This is a genomic window from Nonomuraea sp. B208 (genome assembly GCF_057536035.1).
This window is the reverse complement of record NZ_BAAJOU010000010.1, coordinates 75,990-90,291: the sequence shown is the minus strand read 5'-3', so window position 1 is coordinate 90,291 and position 14,302 is coordinate 75,990. Positions and strand designations below refer to the sequence as shown.

Sequence of the window (14,302 nt, the reverse complement as noted above, 5' to 3'; positions counted from 1 at the left end):
AGGCCACCGCTAGGTCATCGACCGCCAGTTCCAGACGTTCGAGGGTTTCCCGTCCGACCTCGGTGGCGGCGGCGCGACGTGCCAGGTCCAGAGCGTCCCACTCGTCGTCACCGGCGAACCCGAGGCTGCGAGGGTTGTGCTCGAACAGTTCGTCCTCGGCGAGGCCGAGGGCGCGGGCGTACAGGAGGCGGTAGGGGTCGTCGGGCTGGTTGTGTCCGGCCTCGTACGCCTTGATGCGGCGGACGATGCTCTCGCGCGAGGGGAGTCGGGCTCGTACGTCGTCGTCGGCGGCCTCGGCCAGGCGTCGGGCCATCTCTTTCTGGCTCCAGAACCGGTTGCGGCGCTCGACGCGAAGCCGTACGGCCCAGGCGGGGAGTTCTGTGACCACCGCTGACACCTCGCAGTCAGACCAGGGGGACGTGCTGACCACCCTTAGTGTCCCCCGATCACATCTGTGATCAAAGAATTACTCACCGCTGTAATCGGAGGTGACGAGACCGAAACCAGGGTCCGTAGACGCTGGCACCGCCGTACGGACCCCTTGATCAGGATGGTGGTCCTGACCCATGACCCACGATAGGACTGTCGCCGCCCCTCGTCCGGTGTTCGCGGGATGGCGGATCATGCGCAGTGATGCCGGACGGTGGTGGGCGACGCGCGAGCGGGCGTTCCCCCGGGCGGTCGAGGACGCGGGCGCGCACCGTACGGTCGATGCCGACGACCTGGTGAAGCTGTGCCAGGCCATCGCGGCGCAGGAGAGCATCGCCGAGCAGACGCGCCCTGCGGCGGCGGCGGCCGGCCACGCCCGATGAGCCGCCCTGCCCCCTCAACACAAAAAACCCAGCTCAGCGTACTGAGCTGGGTTTTGGTGCGGTGCGCCGCCAGGGACTCGAACCCCGGACCCGCTGATTAAGAGTCAGCTGCTCTGACCAACTGAGCTAGCGGCGCCTGCGAGAAGGAATATACCGGTCATCCTCATCCTGGTCGAATCGGTCATCTGCGACGCTCTGTTGCTAGAATAAAGTTCGGCCCGCAGACAGGAGCATAGATGTTCGACTCGCCCGCCGACGTGACGGAACGGCTCGCCGCCGTGGACTATCTCTCCGACGACGCCATCTCCACCTCGGTGTTCCTGGCCGCGGCGCTGGGCAAGCCGCTGCTGGTGGAAGGCCCGGCCGGGGTCGGCAAGACGCAGCTCGCCAAGGCGGTCGCCGCGGCCACCGGGTCCGAGCTGATCCGGCTGCAGTGCTACGAGGGCCTGGACGAGGCCCGCGCCCTCTACGAGTGGAACTACAAGAAGCAGCTCCTCCGCATCCAGGCGACCAGCGCCGACGACGACATCTTCACCGAGGAGTTCCTGCTGGAGCGCCCGCTGCTCAAGGCCATCAGGTCCGAGCGGCCCACCGTGCTGCTCATCGACGAGACCGACAAGGCCGACGTCGAGGTGGAGGGCCTGCTGCTGGAGCTGCTGTCGGACTTCCAGGTGACGATCCCCGAGCTCGGCACCGTCGTGGCCCGGCGGCGGCCGTACGTCGTGCTGACCTCCAACGCCACCCGCGAGCTGTCGGAGGCGCTCAAGCGGCGCTGCCTCTACCTGCACATCGAGTACCCGACGCCGGAGCGCGAGCGCGACATCGTGCTCAGCCAGGTGCCGGGCATCCGGGGCGACCTCGCCGAGCAGCTCGCGCGGACCGTCGCGACGCTGCGGGCGCTGGAGCTGAAGAAGGCGCCGTCGGTGGCCGAGACCGTCGACTGGGCCAACACCCTGCTCGCCCTCGGCAGGGACGAGCTGGACGAGGCCACCGTGGCGGGCACCCTGGGCGTGGTGCTCAAGCACGCCGCCGACCACACGCGGGCGGTCAAGGAGCTGGGGCTTCCCGATGCCTGAGACCGGCTCGCTGGTCGACCGGCACGTCGGGTTCGTACGGGCGCTCCGCGAGGCCGGGGTGCCCGTGTCGGTCGCCGAGGGGCTGGACGCCGCCAACGCGCTGCGCGTGGTCGAGCTGGCCGACCGGGAGTCGCTGCGGGCCGCGTACGCGGCGACGCTGGTCAAGAAGCCCGCCTACCGGCCGGGGTTCGACGTGCTGTTCGACCTCTGGTTCCCGGCCACGACGACCGGCATGCGCGTACCGCGCGAGGAGCCCCTGGACCCGGAGACGGCGACCGTCGAGGAGCTGCGGGCCTACCTCGCGCAGCTGCTGACCGACGGCGGCGAGGCCGAGATGCGGGCGTTCGCGCAGGCGATGGTGAGCCGGTTCGGGCGGCAGCAGGCGTCCGGGCCCGGCCGGCAGAACTGGTTCTCCTACAGCGTCCTGCGGGCCCTGTCCCCCGAGACGCTGATGGCCCGCATCCTGCGCGAGGTCCTGGCCGGGCAGGAGCGCGGCGGGCTGGCGGAGAAGACCGTGCGGCAGCGGGTCAACTCCGGGATCCGGCGCTTCGAGGAGGAGGTGGCGACCGACGTCCGCCGCCGCATCGCCGAGGACTCCGGCGTGGAGCGCATCGCCCGCTCCGCCGTACGCCCGCCGCTCGACCAGATCGACTTCCTGCGCATCACCAAGGCCGACCTGTCCCGGCTGCGCCGGGAGGTGCACCCGCTGGCGCGGCGGCTGGCGGCACGGCTGACGATCAAGCACAGGAAGGGCCGGCGCGGGCGGCTCGACTTCCGCCGCACCATGCGGGCCTCGCTGCAGAGCGGCGGCGTCCCGCTGACCACGCACTTCAAGCCGCCCCGGCCGCACAAGCCCGAGCTGGTCATCCTCTGCGACACCAGCGACTCGGTCTCGTCGTTCGCGCACTTCACGCTGCTGCTGACGTACGCGCTGCGTGAGCAGTTCACCAAGGTGCGGGCGTTCGGCTTCGTGGACACCGTGGACGAGATCACCCGGTTCTTCCAGCCCGGCGCCGACGTCGTCGAGGCGATGACCCGGCTCGCGAACGAGGCCGACATGGTCCGCTTCGGCCGCACCAACTACGGCCACAGCCTGGAGACCTTCGCCGAGCGCTACGGCGACGCGATCGGTCCCAAGACCTCGCTGCTGATCCTCGGCGACGCCCGCTCCAACTACCAGCCGCCCGCGCTCGACCTGCTGAAGTCGCTGGCCGGCAAGGCCCGCCACGCCTACTGGCTGAACCCGGAGCCCCGGCCGCAGTGGGACACCGGCGACTCGGTGGCGAGCGACTACGCCACGATCGTCCCGATGCACGAGTGCCGTAACGTCGCCCAGCTCACCGCGTTCATCGAGACCCTGGCCTGAGGGTCCGCGCAGCCGTCGTGCCGCCGGCCCATGGACCGGCGGCACGAGCGGCGATCCCGGCCGGGGCCGAGCCGGGATCGCGGGGAGGCAGGTCTCAGACGGCGGGTCTCAGACGGCGAGTCTCAGACGGCGGCGGCCTTGAGCAGCTCCTTGGCCGCGGTGCGGGTGAGCAGCTCGATCTGCTCGTCGGTGTAGACGCGCCCCTCGACGGCCTTGATGACCTTGGGGGCCACGCGCGGCTTGAGCACCGTGAGCCCTTCGGCCACGAAGACGCCGCCCCTGGGCAGCAGGCCGCAGTGGACCGCGAGCATGGGCGAGATCGTCACCTGGACGCCGGTCTCGCGGGTCAGCAGGTCGCCGAACGACTCGGCGGTCTTGACGAGCTTGCTCGCGTACGTGGAGCCGTATTTCTCGCCGAAGAACAGCCGGCCGCCGTAGACGTTGATGTCGGTGTCGGGGCTCCAGGACTCGTTGTCCACGATCCACACCCCGGCGGGGCCGATGATCAGGTGGTCGATGGACGCCTCGCCCTTGACGGCGCGCCCGTCGAGCACGGTGTAGCCCTGCCGGCCCAGGGAGCGGCGCAGGATGCGGGCGGTGATGGTCTCACCGTGCTTGGCCCCGCGCCAGACTGCGGTGGCGTAGAAGGCGCGCCAGTCGAGGAACCAGTCGACCGCGGCCACGAGGGCGGCGACCAGCAGGCCCACCACGACCGAGGCTCCGGACAGGTCGAAGCGCAGGGCCACCGCGACGCCGACGACGAACCCCACGCCCGTCTTGACGTATCGGGACCTGCGGCGGTTCTTGGCGTCCTCGCGCCACAGTTTTTCGTACCACCACTGCGCGGAGTTTCCTGTGTACTTGTCGCTTGGCTGCACGTAGATCGAGCCACCGGGCACGGCAAACTCCCCCAAAAGAGTAGGAAATGTGCAGGATCTGCCACGCCGAAGATCCCTCGCCGGTCAAGGGATACCCGGCTCGCAACCAAGGCAAGCCTAAGGTGAGACGATTGGCACCGGCAAGCAGGGGTTCCCCCTGCGTCTACCGACCAGTCGGTATGCTGTCCCGGTGACCAAGGGGCAGCATGGGAAAGACGAACCGGTCCGGCAGCGACTGCTCGCCGAGGCGACCCGGCTGTTCGCCGAGCGCGGGTTCGAGGGCACCTCCGTGCAGGAGATCGTCGTGGCGGCGGGCGTCACCAAGGGCGCCATGTACCACTATTTCGACTCCAAGGACGACCTGCTGCGCGAGATCTACGGCCGGGTCCTGCGCATGCAGATGGACCGGCTCACCGCGATCGCGGAGGGCTCGGGCACGGTCGAGCAGCGCCTGCACCGCGCCGCCGCCGACGTCGTCGAGACCACGACCGCCAACCTCGACGACTCCAAGATCTTCTTCCGGTCGATGCACCTGCTCGCCCCGGAGACCCAGAAGACCGTGCGCGCCGAGCGCCGCCGCTACCACGAGCGCTTCCGCGACCTCGTGGCCGAGGGGCAGCGCGCCGGCGTCTTCTCCGGCAAGGTCCCCGCCGACCTGGTCGTCGACTACTTCTTCGGCTCGGTGCACCACCTGGGCACGTGGTTCCACGCGGACGGGCCGCTCACCGGCGCCCAGGTGGGCAGGCACTTCGCCGACCTACTGCTCGCCTCCCTCGGGGCCGGGCACGTCGACGAGTGAGGCCAGGGCGGCCCGGTGGTCGCCCGGCGTGCCGAGCGCGATCTCCGAGGACTTCGCGCGCTTGAGATAGAGATGTACGGGGTGCTCCCACGTCATCCCGATCCCGCCGTGCAGTTGCAGCGCGTCCTCGGCCACGCGCACCGCGACCCCGGCGTTCCACGCCTGCGCCACGGCCACCGAGACGGCCGAGGGGTCGGCCACCGCGTTGCGGGCCGCGGCCCGCGCCCGTACGACGTCCAGCCACAGGTCGGCCAGCCGGTGCTTGATCGCCTGGAACGAGCCGATGGGCCGGGCGAACTGGTGACGCTCCTTGACGTAGCCGAGCGTCGTCTCCAGGCACCACTCCGCCACGCCGAGCTGCTCGCTGGCCAGCAGCGCCGCGCCGAGCCGCAGCACGGCGGCCAGATCGCAGGCCCCCACGTGCCGGGCCTCGGCCCGGTCGAAGGCCACCGTGGCGACCGGCCTGGTCAGGTCCAGCGACGGGACCGCCGTCACCTGGGCCGCCGCCGCCTCGACCGCGTACAGCTCGCCGTCCACCGGCACCAGCAGCACGTCGGCCACGTCCGCACCGGCGACGCCGGTCGCCGTGCCGGACAGCCGGCCGCCCTCCGCCCGCAGCTCCGAGCCGCGCTGCGGCCGGTACGGCGAGGCCGCGAACGACACCGCGAGCGCCGCCGTACGCCGGCCCTCGGCCAGCTCGCCGAGCAGCGCGTCCCTGGTCGGCAGCAGCGCCCGGGTGGCGAGCACCGCGCTGGTGAGGAACGGTACCGGCGCCACGGCCCGGCCCAGCTCCTCCAGCACCACGCCCGCCTCGCCGGGACCGGCTCCCGCGCCGCCCAGCTCCTCGGGGATCAGCAGCCCGGCCACGCCGATCTCGCCGGCCAGCGTCTTCCACAGGTCCAGGTCGGCGGGCTCGGACTCCACCCGCTTGAGCACGGCGGCCGGCGGGCAGCGGTCGGCCAGCAGCGCCCGCACGCTCGCGCGCAGCTCCTCCTCGATCTCCGTGTACAGCAGGGTCATCGCGGCAGGTCCTTCCAGGGGACGTCCTTGTCGACGCGGGGTTCGGAGGGCAGGCCGAGCACCCGCTCGGAGATGATGTTGCGCAGGATCTCGGACGTGCCGCCCTCGATCGAGTTGCCCTTGGCCCGCAGGTAGCGGTAGCCGGGCCCGCGGCCGAAGAAGTCGACGTCCTCGGATCGGCGGAACGCCCAGTCGTCGTAGCCGAGGTCGCGGTTGAACTCGACGTCGAAGCCGGACAGCGCTTGGTTGAGCTTGGCGAACGACAGCTTCATCCCCGACCCCTCGGGCCCCGGCTCCCCCGCGGCGAGCTGCTCGCGCAGCCGCGCGCCGGACAGGCGGGTGACCTCGGCCTCCACCCACAGCGACAGCAGCCGCTGGTGCAGGTCGTGGGTACGCAGCTCGGGACGCTCGCGCCAGGCGTCGAGCACCGTCGCCATGACGCCGCCGCCGCGCCGGGTGGGCGCGCCGCCGATGGCCACGCGCTCGTTCATGAGCGTGGTCTGCGCGACCCGCCAGCCGTCGCCGATCTCGCCGAGCCGCAGGTCGTCGGAGAGCCGTACGCCGGTGAGGAAGACCTCGTTGAACTCGGCCTCGCCGGTGATCTGCCGCAGCGGCCGCACCTCGACGCCGGGGGCCTGCATGTCGCACACGAAGTACGTGAGGCCGCGGTGCTTGGGCACGTCCGGATCGGTACGGGTGACGAGGATGGCCCAGCGGGCGTGGTGGGCGCCGGACGTCCACACCTTCTGGCCGTCCACCACCCATTCGTCGCCGTCGCGTACCGCGCGGGTGGCGAGCGTGGCCAGGTCGGACCCGGCGCCCGGCTCGCTGAAGAGCTGGCACCAGATCTCCTCGCCGGTCCACAGCGGGCGCAGGAAGCGGCGCTTCTGCTCCTCGGTGCCGAACGCCAGGATCGTCGGCGCGGCCATGCCGAGCCCGATGCCCTGCTTGCCGCCGTTGATCTGCGGGGTGTCGGCCAGCTCCCGCTCGACGACCTGCTGCAGCTCGCGGGGCGCGCCGAGCCCGCCGAGCCCCTGGGGGAACCACACCCAGGCGAGCCCGGCGTCGAACCTGGCCCGCAGGAACTCCAGCCGGTCCCCGGCCGGGTCGTGCCCGGCCAGGAACTCCGCGACCCGCTCCTTGATCTCCGCCTCGTTCACCTCTGCCTCACATCCACTTCTTGAGCTCGCGGTAGGCGAGTGAGCGCTTGTGCACCTCGTCGGGGCCGTCGGCGAGGCGCAGCGTGCGCGCGTGCGCCCAGAGCGCCGCCAGCGGGAAGTCCTGGGAGACGCCGCCCGCCCCGTGCACCTGCACGGCCTTGTCGAGGATCCACTCCACGGCGATCGGAGTGGCGATCTTGATGGACTGGATCTCGGTGTGGGCGCCCTGGTTGCCCACCGTGTCCATGAGCCAGGCCGTCTTCAGCACGAGCAGCCGGAGCTGCTCGATGCGGATGCGGGACTCGGCGATCCAGTCCTGGACCACGCCCTGCCGGGCGACGGGCTTGCCGAACGCGGTGCGCGACAGCGCCCGCCGGCACATCAGCTCGACCGCCCGCTCGGCCATGCCAATGAGGCGCATGCAGTGGTGGATGCGTCCGGGGCCGAGGCGGGCCTGGGCGATGGCGAAACCGCCGCCCTCCTCGCCGATGAGGTTGGCCACCGGGACGCGGACGTCCTCGAAGACGACCTCGGCGTGGCCGCCGTGGTCGGCGTCGGTGTAGCCGAAGACGTGCATGCCGCGCTTGACGTGCAGGCCGGGGGTGTCGCGGGGCACCAGGACCATGCTCTGCTGGCGGTGCTTCGGCGCCTCAGGGTCGGTCTTGCCCATGACGATGAAGATCTTGCAGTTGGGGTTCATCGCGCCGGAGATGTACCACTTGCGGCCGTTGATGACGTACTCGTCGCCGTCACGGACGATGGAGGTGGCGATGTTGGTGGCGTCGGAGGAGGCCACGTCCGGCTCGGTCATCGCGAAGGCGGAGCGGATCTCGCCGTCGAGCAGCGGCCGCAGCCACTCCTTGCGCTGCCACTCGCTGCCGAACATCGCCAGCACTTCCATGTTGCCGGTGTCGGGGGCCGCGCAGTTGGTGGCCGCCGGGGCGATGCTGGGACTCCGGCCGAGGATCTCGGCCAGCGGGGCGTACTGGAGGTTCGTCAGGCCGGCGCCGTGCTCCCCGGGGAGGAACAGGTTCCACAGGCCGCGCTTCCTGGCCTCGTCCTTGAGGTCGTCCAGGAGGGGCGGAATGCTCCAGCCGCTGTCGGCCGCCTGCTCCTCGAAGGCCGCCTCGGCGGGGTAGACGCACTCGTCCATGAAACGCAGCAGGCGTTCCCGCAGGTCCTCGGTGACTTGGTCATAGGCGAAGTCCATGCCGTGAGCCTACCGACCGGCCGGTATGAGTGTCGACAGGTGGATCCTCATAAAAACCGTCATGTGGCCATCATCCGTGCCAAGCCGGGCCACCTAGGGTTGCCCCATGACCGCCACGCTCCCTCAGCCCGTCGTCCTCGAGAACGACGTCGTACGGCTCGAACCGCTCGCCCTCGCCCACGTCCCCGACCTGTTCGCCGCCGGCGGCGGTGACGACGAGGTGTGGCGTTGGCTGCCGGTCACCACGCCGCGTACGGAGGAGGAGCTGGCCAAGACGGCGCTGTCCCTCATTCACGACGACCAGCACGTCCCGTTCGCCGTGATCGCGAAGGAGAGCGGCCGGGCGGTCGGCTGGACGACCTACGGCGACGTGCCCGGGTTCGAGGCCAGCGTCGAGATCGGCTGGACCTGGTACGGCCGCGCGGTCTGGCGCACCGCCGTCAACACCGCCTGCAAGCTGCTGCTCGTGGAGCACGCCTTCGGGCTCGGGCTCAACCGCGTCATGCTGAAGACCGACGTGCTCAACGTACGCTCCCAGAACGCCATCAGGCGGATCGGCGGCGTGCACGAGGGCACGCTGCGCCGGCACCGCAGGCGGCCGGACGGCACCTGGCGCGACACCGCCGTCTTCGGCATCCTCGACGAGGAGTGGCCCGAGCACCGCGCCCGGCTGCTGAGCCGCCCGTAGGACCCCCTGCGCGAGAATGCCGGTCATGGAGCTGGACCATCTCGTGTACGCCACCCCCGACCTCGACGCCACCGTGGCCGAGCTGGAGCGGCGGCTCGGCGTCCGGGCCGCCGTCGGCGGGCGGCACCCGGGGCTCGGCACCCGCAACCGGCTCATCGGGCTCGGCGGCCGGAGCTACCTGGAGGTCATCGGGCCCGATCCCGAGCAGGAGGAGCCGGCCGGGCCGCGGCCGTTCCTCATCGACGAGCTGGACCGGGCCGCGCTGGTGACCTGGGCCGTGGCGGTCGCGGACCTCGACGCGGCCGTGGCGCGGGCCCGCGCCCAGGGGTACGACCCGGGCGAGCCGCGGGACATGTCCCGCCGCACCCCCTCCGGCGACCTGCTGGCCTGGCGGCTCACCCCGCCGGAGCGGGCCGGGCTGGTGCCGTTCCTCATCGACTGGGGGGCCGCCCGGCACCCGACCGAGGACGACCTGCCACGGGTGGAGCTGGTGTCGCTGACCGTCGCCCACCCCGACCCCGGCGCGGTCCGGCCGGCCCTGGCGGCCGTCGGAGCCACGGCCGTCCTGACGAAGGAGCCGGCGCCGCGCCTGGTGGCCGAGCTGACCGGCCGGGCCGGCCCGGTCACGCTCACCTGACCGGGCGGAGCATGCCGGTGAGCAGGTCGGCGACGGCGCGGCGCAGGTCGTCCTCGGCGGACGGGCCGCCGGCGCCCGCGACGGCGTAGAACATCAGTCCCTCGGCGAAGGCCACGAGCTCGCCGGCGTGCCGCGCCGGGTCCGCCGAGCCCATCGCGGCCAGCAGCGTCGCCGCGACCTCGCGGAAGCGGCGGCCCGCGAGGTCGTAGACCGCGCGCAGCTCGGGCCGGCGCGTGGCCTCCAGGGCCAGCTCGTAGCGGGCGAGCGTACGCCGGCGGTCGAGGAGCTGCGCGTGCAGCGCCCGCGCGAACACCCGGGCCGCCCTGTCCACGTCCACGCCCGCCGTGGAGTCGAGCGCCTTCGGGTCGAACACCGCGGACTCCAGCTCCGTGAGCCGGGCCAGCGTCAGCTCCAGCAGGGCCGCCCGCGTCCTCGCGAGGTTGGACGTGGAGCCGGGCGGCAGGCCCGCCGCCTCGTCCACGGCCCGATGGGTGAGGCCGCGCATGCCGCGCTCGGCCAGCAGGGTGATGGCCGTGTCCGCGACGAGCTCCGAACGTCTCATGGCAGCCGATACTACACCCGTAGTACGCTGACACTACAGACGTAGTGAGCAGGAGGTCCTGACATGGCGGACGCCGTCGTCATCGGAGCCGGCATCGGCGGTTTGACCAGCGCCGTCGCGCTGCGGCAGCGCGGCTGGGAGGTGACGGTGCTGGAACGGGCGCCCGCGATCGAGCCGGTCGGCTCGGGGCTGGCGATCGCCGCCAACGCGCTCAAGGCGCTCGACACGCTCGGCCTCGGCGACCGCGTCCGCGCGCTGTCGCGCATCCAGGGCCAGGTGGGGATCAGGCGCGCCGACGGGCGCTGGCTCACGCACACCACGCCCGAGGCCGCGGCGGGCCGCTACGACGACTCGGTGGTGGTCCTGCCGCGGGCGGCGCTCATGGAGGTCCTGACCGGCGCGCTCGGCCCGGACGTCCTGCGCCTCGGCACCGGGGTGGCGGAGGCGGACCCGGAGACCGGCGTGGTCCGCACCGAGGCGGGCGAGGAGTTGCCCGCCGACCTGGTCGTGGGCGCGGACGGGATCCGCTCCCGCACCCGGCGGGCGCTGTTCCCCGGACATCCGGGACCGGTGTACGCGGGCGTGACGGCCTGGCGCGGCCTCGTGCCGCGCGGCGGCCTGGAGGTCGGGGTCAGCGAGAGCTGGGGCAGGGGGCGGGTGTTCGGGGTGAGCCCACTGGCCGGCGACCTCGTCTACGTCTACGCCACCGACGTGCTGCCCGAGGGCGTGGCCTGCGCCGACGAGCGGGAGGAGTTGATCCGCAGGTTCGGCGGCTGGCACGAGCCCATCCCCGCGCTGCTGCAAGCGGCGCAGCCCGAGATGATCATCCGGAACGACGTGTACCACCTGGCCGAGCCGCTGCCCGCCTACCACCGGGGCAGGATCGCGCTGGTGGGCGACGCGGCCCACGCCATGACCCCCAACCTCGGCCAGGGGGCCTGCCAGGCGATCGAGGACGCGGTGGTGCTGGCGCACGCGGCCGGCGACCTCGCCGGTTACACCGCCGCCAGGCTGGCGCGCACCCGGCGGATCATGCGTCGCTCGTGGGACGTCTGCCGGGCCACGAAGCTGCGCAACCCGCTGCTCGTCGCCGCCCGTGACGCCGCCCTGAGCCTGGGGGCGAGGGCCCGGCCCGACCTGCTCGTCCGGTCGATGGACGAGGTGCTGGGCTGGCGGCCCCCGGAGGAGACGGTCAGCTCGCGTCCGAGGCGGCCGTGACCGCGCTCCCGGAGCCGGCGGTGGCCTCGATCGGGGCGGCCGGGTTCGCCGGGACGACCGGACGGGTGTGGTCGGGGGCCAGGCGGCCCAGGGTGATCGTGCCGCCGATGGTCAGGGCGGCGGCCAGCAGCGCGGGGACCGCCGTGCCCGGGGCGGTCGGCAGCGGCTCGCCGAGCAGCAGCGCCCCGGCCAGCACCGAGGTGATCGGGTCGATGACCTGCACGCCCGCGTACGCGATGCCGAAGTAGCCCACCGCGTACGAGCGCTGGAGCAGCACCACGGCGCAGACCAGCAGCACGGGCACGGCGAGGGTGAACCAGTGGACGAGCCGCCCCCAGTCGCCCTCCAGGCCGCCGCCCACGACCCTGACGAACGTCGACACGCTCGCGGTGACCACGCCCGCCCCGATGGCCAGTACGATCGCCCGCCCCGCGCCGCTCATGCGGCCCGCCGCCACCTGCGTGACCAGCACGATCACGCCGATCACGGCCAGGAACCCGAGCGCCGCGCCGTTGCCGAGATGCGGCGTCACGTTGTGCTCGGGCACCAGCAGCATGAGCCAGAGCAGCCCCACGGCCACGGCGAGCGAGCCGAGGATCTCCGCCCGGTAGGGCTTGCGCCCGTACATGAACGCGGCCAGCGGCACCGCGAACACCAGCGTGGCCACGCTGATCGGCTGCACCACGACCAGCGGGGCGAGGCTGAGCGCCACGGCGTGCAGGCAGGCGCCGGCGAAGCCGATGGCGCCGCCGATCCACCAGCGGGGCCGCCGGACCAGCTTGAGCGAGGCGCCCTCGGCCACGGCCTCGTACTGCTGGAGTGCGGCGCCGAGCGCGTAGCCCAGCGCTCCCACCAGGGCGATGAGCAGGCCGGCCCAGGTCATGGGCGCCGACGCGGGGGCAGAGATCCTTGCACGAGCATTGCTCCAGCTTAGGAGGACAGCGGAGCGGACGAATCATACTTTCGGTGGAACATCAGCTAGATATCGCCCGCCACCTGGGGGAACTTCTTTCCTTCAGGACGGCTCGGGGCAGACGCAGAACGCGTGCCCGGCCGGGTCCTGCAGCACGATCCAGCGCGTCCCCTCCTCGGTGATGCCGGGCTGGAACTCGGGCCTGGTCGCGCCCAGCGCGACGTACTCCTCGGCCGCCCGCTCCACGTCCGGCACCCGGAAGTCGAAGTGGAACTGCTTGTTCGGGCTGGGCCAGGCCACCGGCTCGCGCTCGGCGATCCGGCCGAAGTAGATGCTGGTCGTGCCGTCGCTCACGGCGGCGTACTCGTCCTCCGCGTACGTGATCTCCCAGCCCGTGATCGCGTGGTAGAACTCGGCCAATGTCTTGGGCTCCTGGCAGTCGAGGGAGACCGCGAGGAGCTTCGCCTTTGTCGTCATGGTTCGAGCCTTCCAGGCGTACCTGTCATCTTCCGTCAGGTACACGTACGGAAACGGCGAGGGGCCGCACCCTCACGGGCGCGGCCCCTCTGAACGGCAGGTCAGGGATCACCGCGGGAACCGGCCGTAGTAGTCCCCAAGACGGGACCGGTACTCGGGCTCCTTGAACCTGGCCTCGTCGAACTCGGGCGAGTCCTTGATCTCGGCCTTGGTGCGCGCCACGTGGACGTTGCGCTCCTGAGGGTCGATGCTCGTGATGACCTGAGCCGGGAGCATGACCTTCTTGCCGAAGATCCAGGGGCCGGTGTCGACGATGATGTAGCTCTCGCCGACCTCGTACGTCGCCTCATCGACGGACCCGATCTTGCCGTCCGTCGCCTGGACGTGGTAACCCACGAGGTCCAGGCTCTGGCCGCGGTCGTAGACGTCAGGACGATAGTCCCAGAGCTCCATGAGGTAGCTCATCCTCTCTCTTCCTCGTCGTCTTCTTCCTCGGGCTCACGTCAACTACCCGGCAACGGGGGTCCAAACGTCGTGCCAAGAATTGACAAGCGGACCTGACTCTCCTGACGAACCTCGGCCAGGCAGAGCGGCGGAGCTACGGGTGTGGATACGATCCGCGCATCCGACCATGACAAGGGGTCCAGGTGAGTCTCGACGGCGCGCAGGAGTGGGCACCGCCCGGCGTGGACACCTCGCGCTCGTCCGTGGCCAGGGTGCACGACGCCCTGCTCGGCGGCATGGAGAACTTCGCCGTCGACCGCTCGGTCGCCCGCCGGCTCAAGGACGCGGTGCCGGAGGTCGTCGACCTGGTGTGGTGCAACCGCGCCTTCATCGGCCGGGTCGTGGACTTCCTCGTCCGCGAGGCGGGCATCCGCCAGATCATCGACCTCGGCGCGGGGCTGCCCACCGTGGAGAACACCCACGAGGTCGCCCAGTTCGCCCATCCGCTCTGCCGGGTGGTCTACGTCGACCTCGACCCCATGGTCGAGCCGCACGCCCGCGCGATCATGAAGGGCAACCTGTACGCGGACGCCCTCACCGCCGACGCCCGCGACGTCGCCGCCGTGCTCGGCCATCCCACGCTGACCCGGCTCATCGACCTGTCGCAGCCCACCGCGATCCTGGCGATCGGGCTGCTGCACCTGTTCTCCGACGACGAGGACCCGCACGGGCTGGTGCGCCGCTACATGGCGGCGCTGCCGTCCGGCAGCTACCTGGCCGCCTCCAACTTCATGGCCTCGCCGAGTCCCAAGGCCAAGGCCCTGGAGGTGCTGCTCCAGGCCACGATGGGCACCGGCTGGTTCCGCGAGCGGGAGGCGATCGCCGCCTACTTCGACGGCCTCGTGCTGGAGGAGCCCGGCGTGGTGCACTTCCCCGAGTGGCGGCCCGACGAGCGCGTGCCGGGGCCGCTCGCGCCCTGGGAGGAGCTGCTGCTCGGCGGCGTCGCCCGCAAGCCGTAAATGTCCGGCGTGCGGCCCCGGGC

Annotated in this window: 17 protein-coding genes and 1 tRNA gene; 9 read left to right on the top strand and 9 right to left on the bottom strand. The window is 71.8% G+C overall.

The features are described 5' to 3' along the window. The first annotated feature begins 136 nt into the window (after window positions 1-136). Both AC27IY_RS05990 and AC27IY_RS05985 read left to right on the top strand, forming a co-directional pair. Window positions 137-394 carry a hypothetical protein gene (locus AC27IY_RS05990; protein WP_487177336.1) on the top strand — a complete coding sequence of 86 codons (258 nt, stop codon included), beginning with the start codon at window positions 137-139 and terminating at the stop codon, window positions 392-394. Window positions 395-623: 229 nt separating this feature from the next. Continuing rightward, on the top strand, window positions 624-812 hold the full coding sequence (locus tag AC27IY_RS05985) for a hypothetical protein (protein WP_487177335.1): 189 nt from the start codon (window positions 624-626) through the stop codon (window positions 810-812). Between the two features lie 62 nt (window positions 813-874). Here AC27IY_RS05985 and AC27IY_RS05980 read toward each other — a convergent pair. After that, a tRNA-Lys gene (locus AC27IY_RS05980) sits at window positions 875-948 on the bottom strand. Window positions 949-1,048: 100 nt separating this feature from the next. Between AC27IY_RS05980 and AC27IY_RS05975 the strand changes: the two genes are divergently transcribed. Beyond that, entirely contained in the window at window positions 1,049-1,888 is an 840-nt protein-coding gene (locus AC27IY_RS05975; RefSeq protein WP_364453772.1) for an AAA family ATPase, read from the top strand. Continuing rightward, complete coding sequence (locus AC27IY_RS05970; protein WP_487177334.1) at window positions 1,881-3,254, top strand: vWA domain-containing protein; 1,374 nt, start codon at window positions 1,881-1,883, stop codon at window positions 3,252-3,254. The genes AC27IY_RS05975 and AC27IY_RS05970 overlap by 8 nt, the downstream gene beginning before the upstream one ends. A 122-nt stretch (window positions 3,255-3,376) precedes the next feature. Here AC27IY_RS05970 and AC27IY_RS05965 read toward each other — a convergent pair whose 3' ends face one another. Further along, entirely contained in the window at window positions 3,377-4,153 is a 777-nt protein-coding gene (locus AC27IY_RS05965) for a nuclease-related domain-containing protein (RefSeq protein ID WP_423446309.1), read from the bottom strand. Window positions 4,154-4,322: 169 nt separating this feature from the next. Here AC27IY_RS05965 and AC27IY_RS05960 point away from each other — a divergent pair, with 169 nt between their 5' ends. Then, a complete protein-coding gene (locus AC27IY_RS05960) occupies window positions 4,323-4,931 on the top strand; it encodes a TetR/AcrR family transcriptional regulator (RefSeq protein WP_344206581.1) in 609 nt (202 codons plus the stop codon). On the opposite strand, the gene AC27IY_RS05955 is transcribed toward AC27IY_RS05960, so the two are convergent. The 3 genes from AC27IY_RS05955 to AC27IY_RS05945 are packed head-to-tail and all read right to left on the bottom strand — an operon-like array spanning window position 4,890 to window position 8,321. Beyond that, window positions 4,890-5,951 carry an acyl-CoA dehydrogenase family protein gene (locus tag AC27IY_RS05955; RefSeq protein WP_487177333.1) on the bottom strand — a complete coding sequence of 354 codons (1,062 nt, stop codon included), beginning with the start codon at window positions 5,949-5,951 and terminating at the stop codon, window positions 4,890-4,892. The genes AC27IY_RS05960 and AC27IY_RS05955 overlap by 42 nt on opposite strands. Next, window positions 5,948-7,111, bottom strand: a complete 1,164-nt coding sequence (locus AC27IY_RS05950) for an acyl-CoA dehydrogenase family protein (protein ID WP_487177332.1) — start codon at window positions 7,109-7,111, stop codon at window positions 5,948-5,950. Before AC27IY_RS05950 ends, AC27IY_RS05955 begins: the two co-directional genes overlap by 4 nt. Before the next feature lie 7 nt (window positions 7,112-7,118). After that, window positions 7,119-8,321 (bottom strand): acyl-CoA dehydrogenase family protein, encoded by a 1,203-nt coding sequence (locus tag AC27IY_RS05945; protein ID WP_371248667.1) that lies wholly within the window; start codon window positions 8,319-8,321, stop codon window positions 7,119-7,121. Window positions 8,322-8,427: 106 nt separating this feature from the next. Between AC27IY_RS05945 and AC27IY_RS05940 the strand changes: the two genes are divergently transcribed. Next, window positions 8,428-9,009, top strand: a complete 582-nt coding sequence (locus AC27IY_RS05940; RefSeq protein ID WP_344206576.1) for a GNAT family N-acetyltransferase — start codon at window positions 8,428-8,430, stop codon at window positions 9,007-9,009. A 25-nt stretch (window positions 9,010-9,034) separates the two neighbouring features. Then, window positions 9,035-9,646 carry a VOC family protein gene (locus tag AC27IY_RS05935; protein ID WP_487177331.1) on the top strand — a complete coding sequence of 204 codons (612 nt, stop codon included), beginning with the start codon at window positions 9,035-9,037 and terminating at the stop codon, window positions 9,644-9,646. On the opposite strand, the gene AC27IY_RS05930 is transcribed toward AC27IY_RS05935, so the two are convergent. Further along, complete coding sequence (locus tag AC27IY_RS05930; RefSeq protein WP_487177330.1) at window positions 9,639-10,208, bottom strand: TetR/AcrR family transcriptional regulator; 570 nt, start codon at window positions 10,206-10,208, stop codon at window positions 9,639-9,641. The genes AC27IY_RS05935 and AC27IY_RS05930 overlap by 8 nt on opposite strands. A gap of 63 nt (window positions 10,209-10,271) precedes the next feature. On the opposite strand from AC27IY_RS05930, the gene AC27IY_RS05925 reads away from it, so the two are divergent. Then, a complete protein-coding gene (locus AC27IY_RS05925; RefSeq protein ID WP_487177329.1) occupies window positions 10,272-11,426 on the top strand; it encodes an FAD-dependent oxidoreductase in 1,155 nt (384 codons plus the stop codon). On the opposite strand, the gene AC27IY_RS05920 is transcribed toward AC27IY_RS05925, so the two are convergent. The 3 genes from AC27IY_RS05920 to AC27IY_RS05910 form a co-directional block, all read right to left on the bottom strand. Continuing rightward, on the bottom strand, window positions 11,401-12,309 hold the full coding sequence (locus AC27IY_RS05920; protein WP_487177328.1) for a DMT family protein: 909 nt from the start codon (window positions 12,307-12,309) through the stop codon (window positions 11,401-11,403). The genes AC27IY_RS05925 and AC27IY_RS05920 overlap by 26 nt on opposite strands. Window positions 12,310-12,441: 132 nt before the next feature. Next, window positions 12,442-12,816: a VOC family protein gene (locus AC27IY_RS05915; RefSeq protein ID WP_344206570.1), complete on the bottom strand. Its 375-nt coding sequence runs from the start codon at window positions 12,814-12,816 to the stop codon at window positions 12,442-12,444. Window positions 12,817-12,924: 108 nt separating this feature from the next. Beyond that, a complete protein-coding gene (locus AC27IY_RS05910) occupies window positions 12,925-13,281 on the bottom strand; it encodes a PRC-barrel domain containing protein (RefSeq protein WP_344206569.1) in 357 nt (118 codons plus the stop codon). Window positions 13,282-13,463: 182 nt separating this feature from the next. On the opposite strand from AC27IY_RS05910, the gene AC27IY_RS05905 reads away from it, so the two are divergent. Beyond that, window positions 13,464-14,279, top strand: coding sequence for an SAM-dependent methyltransferase (locus AC27IY_RS05905; protein ID WP_449953644.1), 816 nt, complete (start codon window positions 13,464-13,466; stop codon window positions 14,277-14,279). Window positions 14,280-14,302 lie beyond the last annotated feature (23 nt).

Bases quoted from the DNA above. Each gene is read 5' to 3' on its own strand.
- AC27IY_RS05920 (WP_487177328.1), bottom strand. From the start codon at position 12,309: ATGACCTGGGCCGGCCTGCTCATCGCCCTGGTGGGAGCGCTGGGCTAC.
- AC27IY_RS05985 (WP_487177335.1), top strand. From the start codon at position 624: ATGCGCAGTGATGCCGGACGGTGGTGGGCGACGCGCGAGCGGGCGTTC.
- AC27IY_RS05975 (WP_364453772.1), top strand. From the start codon at position 1,049: ATGTTCGACTCGCCCGCCGACGTGACGGAACGGCTCGCCGCCGTGGAC.
- AC27IY_RS05910 (WP_344206569.1), bottom strand. From the start codon at position 13,281: ATGAGCTACCTCATGGAGCTCTGGGACTATCGTCCTGACGTCTACGAC.
- AC27IY_RS05930 (WP_487177330.1), bottom strand. From the start codon at position 10,208: ATGAGACGTTCGGAGCTCGTCGCGGACACGGCCATCACCCTGCTGGCC.
- AC27IY_RS05935 (WP_487177331.1), top strand. From the start codon at position 9,035: ATGGAGCTGGACCATCTCGTGTACGCCACCCCCGACCTCGACGCCACC.
- AC27IY_RS05970 (WP_487177334.1), top strand. From the start codon at position 1,881: ATGCCTGAGACCGGCTCGCTGGTCGACCGGCACGTCGGGTTCGTACGG.
- AC27IY_RS05925 (WP_487177329.1), top strand. From the start codon at position 10,272: ATGGCGGACGCCGTCGTCATCGGAGCCGGCATCGGCGGTTTGACCAGC.
- AC27IY_RS05945 (WP_371248667.1), bottom strand. From the start codon at position 8,321: ATGGACTTCGCCTATGACCAAGTCACCGAGGACCTGCGGGAACGCCTG.
- AC27IY_RS05940 (WP_344206576.1), top strand. From the start codon at position 8,428: ATGACCGCCACGCTCCCTCAGCCCGTCGTCCTCGAGAACGACGTCGTA.
- AC27IY_RS05915 (WP_344206570.1), bottom strand. From the start codon at position 12,816: ATGACGACAAAGGCGAAGCTCCTCGCGGTCTCCCTCGACTGCCAGGAG.
- AC27IY_RS05955 (WP_487177333.1), bottom strand. From the start codon at position 5,951: ATGACCCTGCTGTACACGGAGATCGAGGAGGAGCTGCGCGCGAGCGTG.